The sequence below is a fragment of the Bacillus sp. B1-WWTP-T-0.5-Post-4 genome, assembly GCF_009183795.1.
GTDB lineage: Bacteria > Bacillota > Bacilli > Bacillales > Bacillaceae_G > Bacillus_A > Bacillus_A cereus.
Map to the genome: position 1 here is coordinate 125,580 of NZ_WEIJ01000001.1, position 16,080 is coordinate 141,659.

The window sequence follows — 16,080 nt, forward strand, 5'->3', positions numbered from 1 at the left end:
CCATAATTGGTGAGACCTTATCCTTGAATCGTTTTATTCATTTGTTTAATAGCTGACTTCTCTAAACGTGATACTTGCGCTTGGGAAATCCCAATTTCTTCTGCAACTTCCATCTGTGTCTTTCCTTGGAAGAAACGTTTTCTAATAATCATTTTCTCTCTATCATTTAAACGCTTCATTCCTTCTTTCAATGCTAATTCTTCAACCCACTGCTCGTCCTTTTGTTTTTCATCACTTAACTGATCCATAACAAAGATAGGATCTCCCCCATCATTATAAATCGGTTCAAATAATGAAACTGGATCTTGAATCGCATCTAAAGCAAATACTATCTCTTCATGAGTTACTTCTAGCACTTTTGCAATATCCATTGCTGTTGGTTCTTTTGAATTTTCTGCAATCAATTTTTCTCTTACTTGCAAAGCTTTATACGCAATATCTCGCAATGAGCGCGATACGCGAATCGGATTATTATCACGCAAATATCTGCGTATTTCCCCAATAATCATCGGCACAGCATACGTTGAAAATTTTACATTTTGGCCTAAATCAAAATTATCAATTGATTTCATAAGTCCGATGCAACCAACTTGAAATAAATCGTCAACATATTCTCCTCTGTTATTAAATCTTTGGATGACGCTCAGTACAAGACGTAAGTTTCCATTCACTAATTTTTCTCTTGCGCTTATCTCTCCACTTTGCATTTCACGAAATAATTTACGCATTTCATCATTTTTTAATACTGGAAGTTTAGCTGTATCAACACCGCAAATTTCTACTTTGTTTCTCGTCAAAGTGTTCCCTCCTATCGGGAGTTGCTGTACAGTGTAAAGTATTTCCTTTGAAGGGGATTTTATGCATGTGGTTTTTTCACGATTTTTTATTTAAATTATCTTTCCTAATACAACTAAATAGAATAAGACCAGCCTACATAACGGCTGGTCTTATTCTTCACACCATTTTATTAAATTCTTTTCGTAATCTTTTTATAATTCTTTTTTCTAAACGCGAAATGTATGACTGTGAAATCCCAAGCATATCCGCCACATCTTTTTGCGTCTTTTCCTCTCCTCCAGCAAGCCCAAACCGAAGTTCCATAATTTGTTTTTCACGATCATTTAATTGGTGTAATGCTTTCATTAAAAGGTGACGATCTACAGTAGCTTCTAAATCTTTTGTAATAATATCATCATCTGTACCTAACACGTCAGACAATAACAGTTCATTCCCATCCCAATCAATGTTTAGTGGTTCATCAAAAGAAACTTCCGAACGATTTTTGTTATTTCGACGTAAATGCATTAAAATTTCATTTTCTATACAACGCGATGCATATGTTGCTAATTTTATTTTCTTTTCTGGATTAAATGTATTTACCGCTTTAATAAGGCCGATTGTTCCTATACTAATCAAATCTTCAATATTTATCCCTGTATTTTCAAACTTTCTTGCTATATATACAACGAGCCTTAAGTTACGTTCAATAAGTAATGACCTTGCTGCCTGATCTCCTTTTGGCAATTTATTCAAAAGAACTTCCTCTTCTTCTTTTGTTAACGGTGGTGGCAACGCTTCACTTCCACCAATATAATAAATTTCATCGGTCTTAATTCCTAATTTCAGCAATACTTTATACCAAAGGTATACTAAATAAAATTTTAATTTCATCATATTATCCCGCCTCTCATTTATTAAGCGATCACCATTTTTTGCGAAATCAACATTTTTGGATGCACAATACATTGATACTCCCCATTAGTAGACAGCTGTTGTGTATTTAATCCAATTAATACTTTGTTTACAACAATAGAACTACCTTCATGGTCAACTTGCACACTGTCAGGCTTAATTGCCCACAAAAATTGACTCTCTACCCCTACTGCACGGAAAGGAATTAAGCGTAATTTGGTCGCCCAACCAGAATCATTTTCTGGTATTTGAGGAATTTCTGTTTTGGAATAAATTTGTTCTGTTAACCAAGATGGTAAGCAATGTTCTAATGATGAAACATGCATAATCATAACAGGTGTTTTTGTTAATGGGTCATAAAGTTGGTTCCCACTGTCAATAAGACCTGCGAGTTCTAGTTCTTCTTCGGCTAATTGAATTTTTACTTTCACAATTTGATCATAGTGTATTTTCGTGACCTCTACGCTTTCAATACGCTTTTTAGAAAAATAATAAATTACTGGAAAACCAAAAATAACAAATAACCAACTAATTGGATCACCGTAAGAAATTGACTGAGATTGAACCAATCCATTTACCATTTCATTCGTTTGCAAAAAGAAATGAGTTCCAATTAATCCTCCGCCAACCATAAAGGTTACAAAGTAAAAAGTAAAAACAGTTTGTGCATAATTTCTAAATGTTGTAAACCCAAATGCTGTATACACAATAAGTAACGAGTACAGTAGTTTCATAATTGGATGTGTCATCATAGAAGCAAAAGGAGTAAAGGCAAAAATAACAATAGTTGAACCTATAAATGCCCCTAACACAAGCCTCCATCTTTTGATTTTCTTTTTTAACACGGTAGCTGTTAATAAAAGCAAAAGAAAATCAATGCAGGCGTTTAACAACCAAACAACGTCGGCGTAAACAACCAAACAATTCACCTCTTTTTTCAAGTTGAGACTAGTATAATGCATATCCAATAGGAAAGTGTGTCAATTTGCGGAGGTGTTTTTTTGTTATTTTGTGATTTCTAGACATAATCTGTCGGTAAAAAATAAAAGTACAAATTCATAGAATGATATACTCTTATTTTCACAAACAAAATATATTGAAATATACGAAATAAAAAAAAAGACCTGCTTAGCAGGTCTTTTCCATAAAAAACAAAAAGGAGCATGAAAGCTCCTTTTTTTATCGTCTACGACGGTTACGTAAAAATGCTGGAATATCGATATCATCTGAATCTGAATGACGCTCATGTACAACTGGCTCTTCACGCTTCATTTCACGTTTTACTTCACGCTGTTTTGAAGGTTGAGCTACTGGTTGTTGCTGTTGTTGCGTGTGGTTCGCATTCGGACGAATAATTGGTTTTGGTGGTTGAGTTGCAATGCTATCATCAAAACCAGTTGCAATTACAGTTACAACGATATCATCTTTTAATCCTTCGTTAATAACAGAACCGAAGATCATATTTACTTCTGGATCTGAAGCTGAAGCTACGATGTCTGCCGCTTCTTGTACTTCATATAAGCTTAAGTTAGCGCCACCCGTAATGTTCATGATAACACCTTGAGCTCCATCAATAGATGTTTCTAGTAATGGGCTAGAAATCGCTTTTTTCGCAGCTTCTGCAGCACGATTTTCCCCATTACCAGAACCAATACCCATTAAAGCAGAACCTCTATTAGACATAATTGTCTTTACGTCTGCAAAGTCTAAGTTAATTAAACCTGGCGTTGCAATTAAATCCGAAATACCTTGAACACCTTGACGTAATACGTTATCAGCTTCACGGAATGCTTCTAACATTGGCGTATTTTTATCAACAATCTCTAATAAGCGATCGTTTGGAATTACAATAAGAGTATCTACATTTTCTTTAAATGCTGCAATACCAGATGCTGCTTGCGTCGCACGCTTACGTCCTTCAAAAGTAAATGGACGTGTTACAACACCTACTGTTAAAGCACCTAATTCTTTTGCAACTTGAGCAACAACTGGAGCTGCACCAGTTCCAGTTCCACCGCCCATACCGGCAGTTACGAAGACCATATCCGCACCACGAAGTGCTTCTTGAATCTGTTCTTTACTTTCTTCTGCAGCTTTTTTCCCTACTTCAGGGTTTGCGCCTGCACCAAGTCCACGCGTTAATTTTCCACCAATTTGCATTTTTGTTTCAGCTTTTGATAGATTTAATGCTTGTGCATCAGTGTTCACAGCGATAAAGTCTACACCTTGTACACCGTGTTCAATCATACGGTTTACAGCATTGTTTCCGCCACCGCCGACACCGATAACTTTTATATTCGCTAATTGATCTTGAGTAGTATCAAACTCTAACATGTCGAAATCCCCCTAGAACCTCATTTTTCGTGTCCAATTTTAATCCCATAAATAACGGAATACACGTTTTACTTTTGACATCATGCGGTCATCATTTTGATTATTATTGTTTTGATTACGAGTTTTTTGTTTCGTGGGTTGCTGTTGTACCGGCGTTGGTGCTGGTGCTGGTACTGGTTCAAAATGCTCTTGCTTTTCCTGCACATTTTTCCCACGTAATTTAGCTTTTTGATAAGAATGTTTAATTAATCCAACTCCACTTGTATATTGGGGCTCACGCACACCAATATAATCAGGAGTTGCTACACGAACATTTTCATGTAAAATATCATATGCAAGATCAAGAACACCTGGCATAGAAGCAATTCCGCCAGTTAGTACATAACCAGAAGCCACTTGCTTTACTCCTAACTTACGCACTTCATCTTGAACAAACATTAAAATTTCCTCTACACGAGCCTCTATTATATCCGATAATTCCAACTGAGAATATTGTTCTGTTTGATCACTTCCCATAATAGGAACCGTAAACATCTCTTCTTCAGATGCTGTATCATAAAAAGCATGTCCATATTTCAACTTAATTTGATCTGCATTTTCTGTTGAAGTTTTCAACCCAATCGCAATATCTTTCGTTATATGGTCTCCACCTAATGGTAATACGCTCGTCGCTTGTAACTCTCCATCTTTAAAAATAGATAAAGTTGTAGATCCTCCCCCCATATCAACAAGGGCTACTCCTCTATTTTTTTCATCTGAAGATATTGCAACTGTTGCAGCCGCTAAAGGTTGAAGACAAATATCAACAATTTCAAGACCTGCTTTTTCTACACAACGAAGTAGGTTATGTAGTAAAGTTCTCGAGCCTGTAATAAGTGTACCTTCCATTTCTAATCTTACACCGATCATCCCGCGTGGATCGTTAATCTCGTCAAGACCGTCTACGATGAACTGTCGAGGTACCACATCAATAAACTCACGTTCTGGAGCAATTGACACAACTTGTGCTGCATCTAGAACGCGTAAGACATCTTCATTCCCGATTTCACGATCTTCATTTGAAACAGCGACTACTCCGTGACAAGGAAGTAGCTGTACCTGGTTTGCATTGACACCTACTACAACTTGCTCAATGTGGATTCCCACCATGCGCTCAGCTTGTTCAATTGCTTTTTTAATTGATCGAACAGTCTCGTCTATATCAACTATCGATCCCTTCTTTAAACCATTTGATTTTACATTTCCAACACCAATAATGTTTAAGCTGTCATTAACCATTTCACCAATGATGACTTTAACATTGGATGTACCGATGTCAAGACTAACATATATTTCATTGCTGTTCATTCTTTGGCACCTCCTTCTTTATTTATACCATACAACTCAATATATGGAACAACAATCGCAACTTTACTATTTATAAGAAAAATATTCAACGTCTTTATACGTTTCCCTTTTTTAACCCTATATTTTTCTTATTTTTATTTAGCATTCAATTAAGAATATCGCAGTAAACTATGAATAACTGCTTATCTTGAAATAATTCTATTTCGAGTGTAAAGTTTACCGCCAAGTATAAGTCTACACTAAGATGTACTCATAGAAAAGTGAAACTTGTACCAATACTAGTATGAATCTAAGAATTTTTACATATTTTTCATCAAATGAACCATTCTTCTAAATTCGTATACACATAATAGAACATTAGTTTCGTTTTTTCTGCTATAAGTAACGAAAACTACCATTCTATTCTTTTTTTTCTTCCGCACCTAATTCTTTCGTATATGCACCTACTTCTAAGTCAATTAATACCTTCTTACCTGGCTCAATTGTTTTTAAAATAAGCGGATAGGCTTCCATACGTTTTGCGAAATTTTGAATTGTAGTGCTCACTTCATAACCTTCATTCATATATAAAGTAAGATGATCTTCATTCGCATTCGTTGGTGAATAGCGAATCTCCGAAATAGATTTTAAAATAGCTGGTGTTAATTTTTCTAGTTCAGCGATTAACTCCTTCATTTTCTCTTCTTTAAAAGGTTCGAAAATCGGTGCTGCAACAGGAAGTTTTCCATTAGGTAGTACATCAAGCGTTTTTCCATTCTCTAATAACGGTTGTAATTTTCCCTCTTTATTTATATAACCAATCGTTACATATTCTTCGATATGAATATCAATATTGTTTGGAAAACGTTTTTTTACATTTACTGCTTTAATTTCTTTTCGCTTCGTTAAGTTTTCTTCAGCTTTATGTGCTGTCACTCGGAAATAACTTGTATCATATGTCACGCCTGAATCCTTCATTACTTGTTCATCCGTCATATAGTGATTTCCAAACACACTAATCTTTTTTATATTACTAAGCGGAGACCGAAAATAAATTAAAAAGAGCACTAATAAAAATAAAATTGATATGTATAAAATCAATCGATGATTAACATTTTTTTTGTTTTTTTTCTTTTGATTTTTCAATTTTGGTACACGATCTTGTAGTTTAATCACTTTACTATTATTCATGTACGATCCCCCTATGTAACATAAAGAACGGCATGTTCCTCATGCCGTTCTTATCTTCTTATTATAACATAAATGATAATGAGCGGAACGAATAACCGTTATCTTCCAATGATTTCTACTTCTGTGTGCATATCTACATCAAATTTATCCTTAATTGTATGTTTTATTAATTCAATTAAAGACAATACATCTTGCGCTGAAGCTCCCCCGGTATTAACAATAAAATTGCCATGCATTTCAGAAATTTGAGCTCCACCAATCCTATAACCACGAAGCCCTGCTTTTTCTACTAAATCTCCTGCAAAATGTGGGATTGGATTCCGAAATACACTTCCTGCACACGGGTGATTCCATGGTTGCGTTTCACGGCGGTAATCTTTATTATTTTGCATGCTACGTACAATTTCTTCACGTTTTCCCGCCTGTAATTGAAACACCGCCTCTAAAACAATACCAGGACGTTTCGTTTGCAATACAGATGCCCGATAAGAAAACCCCAGTTCTTTATTCGTTAACCAGTCAATTGTACCGTCTTCAAACAGAATGAGAGCCTTCGATAATACACTCGATATATCCGATTTATGTGCACCTGCATTCATATATACTGCACCACCGACACTTCCTGGAATACCGCTTGCAAACTCCAATCCAGCTAACCCTTGACGACTAAGTAAAGTTGACAATTTAATAAGAGGATATCCACTACCAACTCTTACCTTATGTTTTTCGACCTCTAAGTGATCTAATCCTTCTCCTAAACGAATAACAACACCTTCTATGCCTTGATCAGATACAAGAAGGTTTGAACCGCGACCAATTACAGTCCACTTCGTTTTGTATTGTTTTACTAACTGTAATGTTTTTTCAATACCGGCTACATGCTTTGGCACAATTAAAATATCGGCTGGTCCACCTATTTTCATAGTTGTATAACGTGCTAACGGCTCGTTAACTAAAACACGACCAACGTCTGCTTCTATAAGCTCATTTACTAATTGTTCCATAGACAATCTCCCCCATATTAAGTCTCCTTATGACAATAATATGCAGGGCGTTCACCTAACGTTATCCCTCTATTTACGGGCAGTACAGCTCCTAAATCAAAATTAGGCGATAACAAAGAAATTAGGCGGAATGAGGATACCAGTAAACATCCGATTAGTGAAAGGTAATAATCAACGAGAGAGAATCACTCCCCGCTGATTAAAGCCTCACTTTATTTTTTTACAAGCTTATTCATTACTTCATACAGCTTATTTGCTGCATCTGGAATACCTAGTTGCTTAGCAGCTAGCTTCATATTTTGTAATGTTTGTGCATCTAATAAAATCTCATCAATATCACGAATAAGCGTTTCAGCTGTTAAATCTTTTTCTAGTAACATTTTTGCCGCTCCTTTATCAACAACTGAACGTGCATTCTTTTCCTGATGATTATTTGTTACATACGGACTCGGTATTAACACACTTGGTTTTCCTAACGCTGTTAATTCTGCAAGTGTTGTTGCCCCAGCCCTTGAAACAACAAGGTCTACACCAGTTAGTACCTCTGGCATATTATGAATGAACGGCTTAATAATAACATTGCTTGGGTTCCCTTTTTGCTTCACGGCTTCCATCACTTTGTCATAATGTACTTCACCTGTTACATATAGTATTTCGTAGCTTTTGTTCCCAAACTGTTCAATTGCTTCAACGAAGGCATCGTTAATCGGTCTAGCCCCACGACTTCCACCAAATATAAGTACAGACTTTTTAGGAAGAGAAAGCCCAACTGAACGTTTCCCCTTCATTCCATTTTGATCCATTACCTCTGATGCTCGTGGATTACCTGTCATTACCACTTTTGACTCTGGAAAATGCTCTATAGCTGCTTCAAAACAAACAGCAACTTTATCAACATAACGGCTTAAAAACTTGTTCGTTACACCTGGTACACTATTTTGTTCATGTACAATAGTTGGAATACCTAATTTGGCTGCAGCGTATACAACTGGTCCACATACATATCCACCCGTTCCAATTACGATATCCGGATTAAAACGACGAATATATCGTTTACTATCCTGTACACCTTTTAGAAAACGCATTACTGTTTTCACATTATCTAATGATATTTTTCGTTTAAATCCACTTATAACAATAGATTGAAATGGTATACCTGCTTTTGGAACGATTGTACTCTCTAGTCCATTTTCCGTACCAATATATAAAAATCTTGCTTCTGGATTTAACTTTTTTATTTCTCTAATTAAAGCAAGAGCTGGATAAATATGACCACCAGTACCCCCACCACTCACTAATACACGCACTACTAACTCCTCCGCTTCTCTTTTCTTATTTCCATTATATTTATTTCTATATACATATTGCATTTTTACACACATACGAAAAACCCTGTCTTATAAACAGGGTTTAGTAGCGAGAATGGCGACTTATATTTAATAATACACCTACTGCCATTAACATTAATGTCAAACTTGATCCACCATAACTTAAAAACGGCAAGGTAATACCCGTAACAGGCATCAGTCCTGTTACAACACCAACATTAATCATTACTTGAATCGCAATCATCGCCACAATACCTACTGCTAAAAACGTACCATATAAATCTGGCGCTCCTAATGCGATACGAATCCCGCGCCATAATAATAGACTAAATAATAATAACACAAATGAACCACCAATAAAACCTAATTCCTCGGATAAGATCGCAAATATAAAGTCAGTTTGTGGTTCAGGTAAATAAAGAAATTTTTGTCTACTTTGTCCAAGTCCAAGCCCAAATAATCCACCAGGTCCAATTGCAAGTAATGATTGGATAATTTGAAATCCACTCCCGAGCGGATCTGACCACGGATCTAAATATGATGTAATGCGTTTCATTCGATACGGTGCTGATGCAATTAACCCTACAAATCCTGCTACACCAATCAAACCAAACATTGCAAAGTGAAAGACTCTCGCTCCCGAAATGAATATCATAATGATACATGTCCCAACCATTACCGTTCCTGTCCCAAGGTCTGGCTGTAACATAATCATCCCAAAAGCAAGAAACACAAAACTAAGAGCCGGTAATAAACCACGTTTAAAAGATGTAATCAATTTTTGCCGTTCTGCTAAAAACTTTGCCAAGAAAATAATCATCGCAAACTTCATAAATTCTGACGGTTGAATCGAAAATGCTCCGATTCCAATCCAACTTCGTGCTCCTCCTCGAACAAGACCTACTCCAGGAATAAGAACGAGAATAAGAAGAATGAAGCAAACTAGCAAAATCACTTTTGAATACGTACGCCACACCCAATAATCAATTTTCATAATAAAAAACATAGCTACTACACCAAGACCCGCAAACAGTAATTGTCTTTTTGCAAAAAAGAATGAGTCCCCCATTTTATAAGAGGCCCAAACTGCACTCGCACTATAAACCATAATCATTCCGATTGTCAACAATGAAAGTGTTACGATGATGAGAATAAAATCAGGCGTTTTCTTCATTACCCACAAACACCACCTCTTTAGGCAGAACCTTTTGCCCTATGTAACAAAACATCAGTAGGTGTTAGCCTACTGATGTTTTGATTTACTTTATATAAGTTTATGCACAGCTTGTATAAAAATGTCTCCTCTTTCTTCAAATGTTTTAAATTGATCCCAGCTTGCACACGCTGGAGAAAGAAGAACGACATCACCATCTTTAGAATGAGCATAAGCTTTCACCACTGCTTCATCTAAAGTATCGACACTTTCAATTATATCTAATCCCGCTTTTTCTGCCGCTCTTACTAGTTTAGGAGCTGTTTGTCCAAATGTTACAATCGCTTTTACATTTTTGAAATACGGAATTAAATCATCGAATTCATTTCCGCGATCAAGCCCACCTGCTAGTAACACAATCGGTTGTGTAAACGCAGATAGTGCTTTCTCAGTCGCTAACATATTCGTTGCTTTTGAATCATTATAAAACTTACGGTTGTTAATCGTTGTTACATATTCTAAACGATGTTTTACACCCGTAAAACGTTTTAACACGACCGTAATTGCTTCATTAGAAGTACCTAATAATTTCGCAATACTCATCGCAGCTAAAATATTTTCTAGATTATGTTGACCAGGTAAAACGATATCGCTTACTTCAACAACTTTTTCACCTTTGAAATAAAGAGCGTTATCTTTTATACACGCACCATCTTCAATTTCTTTCGTTGTCGAAAACAGGATTTTTTGACCTTTAGAATACGCAGACAAAGCCATCACATCCGCATCATCCGCATTTATTACACTATAATCATTTTCTGTTTGGTTTTTAAAAATATTTGCTTTTGCTAAACCATATTCTTTCTTCGTCCCATGATAATCTAAGTGGGCCTCAAATAAATTTAAAAACGCAGCAATTTTAGGTTGGAACAATTCTACTCCCATCAATTGAAACGATGAAAGTTCTGTAACTACAACTTCATTTTCTTTTGCATCCTGTGCTACTTCACACGCTACAGTTCCAATGTTCCCTGCAATTACAGGATGCTTTTGTCCTTCTTTTAGCATTTCAAATGTCAGCATTGTCGTCGTCGTTTTACCGTTAGACCCCGTAATCCCAACAAATGGTGCTTCTGAAATACGATATGCTAATTCAACTTCCGTAACAATCGGAATTTGTTTTTCTTTCGCAGCAACTAATATTGGATTAGAATACGGGATTCCTGGATTTTTTACTACAAGAGAAATATTTCTCTCTAATAATTCTAAAGGATGACCACCGCATACAACGTCCATTCCTTTTGCTTGTAATTCTGCAGCAAGTACATTCTCTGCTAAAGGCTTTCCGTCATTTACAATAACATTTGCCCCTAGCTTTTGTAACAATGTAGCTGCTGCATAACCACTTTTTGCAATACCCAATACAAGAATATTCTTATTTTGAAATTCAGTTACAGTTTTCAATTACATCCACACCCCGATATAAATTCCTAACACAGCTAATAAAAATCCTGCAGACCAAAACGTCACAACAACACGCCACTCTGACCAACCGCATAATTCATAATGATGGTGTAATGGACTCATTTTAAAGACACGTTTTCCTGTTGTTTTAAATGAAATGACCTGAATGATAACCGATAAAGTTTCCATTACGAATACTCCGCCAATAATTACAAGTAGCAATTCTTGTTTTAATAAAATCGCTACAGCTGCAATGGCTCCACCTAAAGCTAATGAACCTGTATCTCCCATAAACACTTTTGCTGGATTCGCATTGAATACTAAAAATCCAAGTACAGCTCCTACAACTGCCATACAGAATATCGCTACTCCAAATTGCTCTTGTGCCACAGCAATAATACTAAATGCTCCAAATGCAATAGCAGCTGTTCCTGATAATAAACCATCTAAACCGTCAGTTAAGTTAACTGCATTTGATCCACCAATAAGCATAAATAGTACAAGTACGAAATACGCCCAACCTAATTCAAACTTAACATCCGTTCCCGGAATCATGATGTATGTGTGGAACGCTTGCCCTTTTCCAATTAAAAAGAATGCAATAGCAATAACAAGCTGACCTACTAATTTTTGCTTTGATGTTAAACCAAGATTTCTCTTCTTAACTACCTTTATGTAGTCATCTAAAAATCCAATCAATCCGTAACCAAACGTCACTAATAGTAATAACGAAACCTCTGCACCTAAATAATTAAACTTAATCGCCATAATAAGTGAAGTTACCATCATAGATACGTATATGACGATACCACCCATTGTCGGTGTCCCTGATTTTTTTTGATGTGACTTCGGTCCCTCATCACGAATACTCTGTCCGAACTTTAATTTTCTTAAAAATGGAATAAACAATGGCGAAAGGGCAACAGAAATTAAGAATGCTACCCCAGCCGTTACTAATAAACCTTGCTCAAGCACATGTAGTCCTCCTCTCACGTTGTTACTCTTCGTTGTTTAAACGCCCTGTAATTGCTTCTTTAGCAACTTCACGATCATCGAAATGATGAACTTCTTTACCAATAATTTGATACGTTTCATGCCCCTTACCAGCAATAATAATGATATCATCTGCTTTCGCTTTAGCGATTGCATGGTGTATTGCTTCTTTTCTATCAATGATCATTTCATAATTTTTCCCGCTTGCACCATGTACCATATCATCTAAAATAGCCGCTGGATCTTCACTTCTTGGATTATCTGATGTATAAATTGCATGAGTTGCATATTTTGTTGCAACACTTGCCATTATCGGTCTCTTCGTTCGGTCCCTATCGCCGCCACAACCAACGATACAATACACATCACCTTTTGCAAATTGTTTTGCAGTTTTTAATACATTTTCTAAACTATCTGGCGTATGTGCGTAATCAACAATAACTGTATAATTTTGCCCTCCATCAACAACTTCAAAACGTCCTGGAACCCCAGCTAAATCCTTTATAACAGCAATGATTGTTTCTAATTTCACACCCGAAACAAGTCCTGCTGCTGTTGCTGCAAGTACGTTATATACATTAAATTTACCTATTAATTTCATTGTAACATTTACACTTTCATATGGTGTGACAAGCGTAAATGTAGTCCCGCCACTCGTCATAACGATATTTTTTGCCATAATGTCACTTGTTGTATCAATACCATATGTTACAACTGTTGCTGCAGTACTTCTCATATACTCTTCTGTTACATTATCATCGCTATTCAGCACAGCGTACTTTTCACGATTATGATTATAACTATTGCCAAGCTGTGCAAATAGTAACCCTTTTGCATGTTTATATTCTTCCATCGTTTTATGATAGTCTAAATGATCTTGTGTTAAATTCGTAAACACCGCTACATCGTAATCACATCCGTGTACACGACCAAGATTTAACGCATGTGACGAAACTTCCATTACCGTGCTGTCCACACCTTGTTCAACCATTTTTGAAAACGTCTGTTGAAGTGTTAGTGCATCTGGTGTTGTATTTTTCACCTCAAATGTTTCATCACCGATTTTCATATTAATCGTTCCAATTAGCCCTGTTTTATGACCATGTGCTCGCATAATCTCATCCATAATATGCGATGTTGTTGTCTTTCCATTTGTACCTGTAATTCCGATTAAATGTAACTTGTGTGTCGGTTGACCATAAAAATAATCAGCTAAAACCGCTAACGAACGAAAAGTATTTTTCACAAGTACAACTGGAACGTCAACATCAATTGGTCTTTCCGCAACAATAGCAGCCGCTCCTTGTGCCGCTGCTTGCTTAGCAAAATCATGGCTATCAACCGTATATCCTTTCATACATACAAATAAGCTTCCCTCTTTCACTTTACGTGAATCAGCTTCTATAGATGTGATTTCTGGATTTTCTTTTGGAACAACTGGAAAATCATGCAAACATGATACAAGTGTATGCAACTTCATTTCACTAAACCCTCTCTACATTGTTTATTTATCTTTTTTTCAGTAAGCAACACATTACCTCCTATATAAGGAGGTAAGTGCTACTGACCTATTTATGAATGAGACACTTACTGTCTCAAATTAAGTAACTGTTCTACAAAGAACTCACTTCCACCAATTGTACCATAAAACGTACTATGTTACCTTTAATTCCCGAAGTAAATTCTAATTTTTGAGCCTTCTTTTACTTTAGCTCCCGCTTCTGGTGATTGTTTAATTACTTTCTCTCCATCTCCACTTATATCAAGCTTCAAATCGACGAGTTGTGTTTGTAAGTCTTTCTTTTTCATTCCAATTAAATTCGGAACTTCCACAGTTGGTGTATCGCCCCATTTATATTCTTTCTCAACTTGTTCTTTTCTCGGTTTCACTCCCATAACAGGAAGCGCATCTCGAAGGATATTCCCGACAATCGGAGCTGCTACCACTCCACCAAACTGTGTAACCCCTTTTGGATTATCAACAGCAACATACACAACAATCTCTGGATCATCCGCTGGAGCAAATCCGATAAAAGATACTATATAATTATTCTCTAAATATTTACCATCTTTCACCTTTTGAGCAGTACCCGTTTTTCCACCTACACGATATCCATCAATATAAGCACCTTTACCAGAACCTTTCGCTACAACATTCTCTAATGCATAACGAACTTTTTCTGAAGTTTCCTTGGAAATAACTTTTCTTTTCTCAACAGGTGTCTTTTTACTAACAACTTGATTATTTTTCGGATCAATAAACTCCTTAGCTATATACGGCTGATACAATGTTCCACCATTTACAGCCGCCGCTACAGCTGCTACTTGTTGAATCGGTGTAACAGAAACCCCTTGGCCGAATGAAGTTGTTGCTTGCTCTACTGGACCAACTTTATCTAAATTAAATAAAATCCCACTGCCTTCACCTTGCAAGTCAATTCCAGTCTTCTGCCCAAAACCAAAATTACGAATGTATTTAAATAATCGGTCTTTACCAAGGCGATCACCAAGTTCAATAAATCCCGGGTTACATGAGTTTTGAACGACTTCTAAAAACGTTTGACTGCCATGACCTCCTGCTTTCCAGCATTTCAATCTAGCTCCACCTACTTCAGCTGCTCCATCATCATAAAACGTATCCTTCTCTAAGTCTACTAAATTTTCATTCAATGCTGCAGCTAATGTAATGATCTTAAATGTTGAACCAGGCTCATACGTACTCCATACAGGTAGATTTCTGTTATACACTTCTGGAGAGACACTTTGAAAATCCGCTGGGTCAAAACTCGGTCGACTAGACATACCTAAAATTTCACCATTTTTAGGATTCATTGCAATCGCAATCATACCGTCAGGATTATAAGTTGACTCCGCAATATTCATTTCTCTTTCCATAATCCTTGTAATACGCGCATCGATTGTTAATCCTAAATTTAAACCAGCTTCTGGCTTTTTGAAATCATCACCAACATTAGGCATCCTTTGTCCTTTCGCATCTGCAAAAAAACGCACATGACCTTTGTCCCCATTTAGCTCTTTATCATAATATTTTTCTAGTCCCATAAGACCTTGGTTATCGCTACCTGCAAAACCTAATACATGTGATAAAAAGTTTCCAAATGGATAGTACCGGATAGAATCCTCTGCGATATACACGCCCTTCAAACTTAATCCTCGTACTTCTTTCGCTTTGTCATGTGATATTTTCCTTCCGCCTTTATCTAACCTTACAATCGATTCTTTTTTTGTAATCCTTTTATAAATCTCATCTTTTTCCACACCTAATACTGCAGCTAACTTCTCTGCAGTCTCTGCTGGTTTTTCAATTTGCCTCGGTACAACAAAGACAGTTGGAGCACTTTTATTCGTGGCAAGTTCCACACCATTTCGGTCTAAAATTTTCCCACGTTCGGGTTCAAAAGTAATATTACGACTCCATGAATCTTTCGCACGATCCGTTAACATATTCCCAAGAAAAAATTGCACATATCCAAGACGAATATCGATAATAGTGAAAATAAGTATACCTGATATAAGTATAAAAATAAGTCGTTTTCTAACTGTTACATTTGATACACGCATATCGGAACAAGCC

The 16,080-nt window shown here is 36.3% G+C and carries 13 protein-coding genes; all 13 read right to left on the reverse strand.

Annotation, left to right across the window (positions count from 1 at the left end):
• Positions 1–17: 17 nt before the first annotated feature.
• Positions 18–797, reverse strand: coding sequence for an RNA polymerase sporulation sigma factor SigG (gene sigG / locus GBN91_RS00645; protein WP_000197753.1), 780 nt, complete (start codon positions 795–797; stop codon positions 18–20).
• Positions 798–954: 157 nt separating this feature from the next.
• Complete coding sequence (sigE, locus tag GBN91_RS00650; RefSeq protein ID WP_000976948.1) at positions 955–1,674, reverse strand: RNA polymerase sporulation sigma factor SigE; 720 nt, start codon at positions 1,672–1,674, stop codon at positions 955–957.
• A gap of 20 nt (positions 1,675–1,694) precedes the next feature.
• Positions 1,695–2,612 (reverse strand): sigma-E processing peptidase SpoIIGA, encoded by a 918-nt coding sequence (gene spoIIGA, locus GBN91_RS00655; protein ID WP_000261975.1) that lies wholly within the window; start codon positions 2,610–2,612, stop codon positions 1,695–1,697.
• A gap of 259 nt (positions 2,613–2,871) precedes the next feature.
• Positions 2,872–4,026 carry a cell division protein FtsZ gene (ftsZ, locus tag GBN91_RS00660; protein WP_000888984.1) on the reverse strand — a complete coding sequence of 385 codons (1,155 nt, stop codon included), beginning with the start codon at positions 4,024–4,026 and terminating at the stop codon, positions 2,872–2,874.
• A gap of 39 nt (positions 4,027–4,065) precedes the next feature.
• Positions 4,066–5,373 carry a cell division protein FtsA gene (gene ftsA / locus GBN91_RS00665; RefSeq protein ID WP_001087558.1) on the reverse strand — a complete coding sequence of 436 codons (1,308 nt, stop codon included), beginning with the start codon at positions 5,371–5,373 and terminating at the stop codon, positions 4,066–4,068.
• Positions 5,374–5,772: 399 nt separating this feature from the next.
• Positions 5,773–6,543: a cell division protein DivIB gene (gene divIB / locus GBN91_RS00670; RefSeq protein ID WP_001065794.1), complete on the reverse strand. Its 771-nt coding sequence runs from the start codon at positions 6,541–6,543 to the stop codon at positions 5,773–5,775.
• 98 nt (positions 6,544–6,641) lie between these two features.
• A complete protein-coding gene (gene murB, locus GBN91_RS00675) occupies positions 6,642–7,547 on the reverse strand; it encodes a UDP-N-acetylmuramate dehydrogenase (protein WP_152121207.1) in 906 nt (301 codons plus the stop codon).
• 212 nt (positions 7,548–7,759) lie between these two features.
• Positions 7,760–8,854: an undecaprenyldiphospho-muramoylpentapeptide beta-N-acetylglucosaminyltransferase gene (gene murG, locus GBN91_RS00680; RefSeq protein ID WP_025709060.1), complete on the reverse strand. Its 1,095-nt coding sequence runs from the start codon at positions 8,852–8,854 to the stop codon at positions 7,760–7,762.
• Positions 8,855–8,957: 103 nt separating this feature from the next.
• Complete coding sequence (gene spoVE, locus GBN91_RS00685) at positions 8,958–10,049, reverse strand: stage V sporulation protein E (protein ID WP_000753520.1); 1,092 nt, start codon at positions 10,047–10,049, stop codon at positions 8,958–8,960.
• Between the two features lie 90 nt (positions 10,050–10,139).
• Positions 10,140–11,492 (reverse strand): UDP-N-acetylmuramoyl-L-alanine--D-glutamate ligase, encoded by a 1,353-nt coding sequence (gene murD, locus GBN91_RS00690; protein ID WP_000860116.1) that lies wholly within the window; start codon positions 11,490–11,492, stop codon positions 10,140–10,142.
• The gene (gene mraY, locus GBN91_RS00695) at positions 11,493–12,467 is read right to left on the reverse strand and encodes a phospho-N-acetylmuramoyl-pentapeptide-transferase (RefSeq protein ID WP_000893060.1); all 975 of its coding nucleotides are present in this window, start codon (positions 12,465–12,467) and stop codon (positions 11,493–11,495) included.
• 22 nt (positions 12,468–12,489) lie between these two features.
• Positions 12,490–13,965, reverse strand: a complete 1,476-nt coding sequence (gene murE, locus GBN91_RS00700) for a UDP-N-acetylmuramoyl-L-alanyl-D-glutamate--2,6-diaminopimelate ligase (RefSeq protein ID WP_000766320.1) — start codon at positions 13,963–13,965, stop codon at positions 12,490–12,492.
• Between the two features lie 185 nt (positions 13,966–14,150).
• A complete protein-coding gene (locus GBN91_RS00705) occupies positions 14,151–16,067 on the reverse strand; it encodes a stage V sporulation protein D (protein ID WP_001266234.1) in 1,917 nt (638 codons plus the stop codon).
• Between the last annotated feature and the right edge of the window lie 13 nt (positions 16,068–16,080).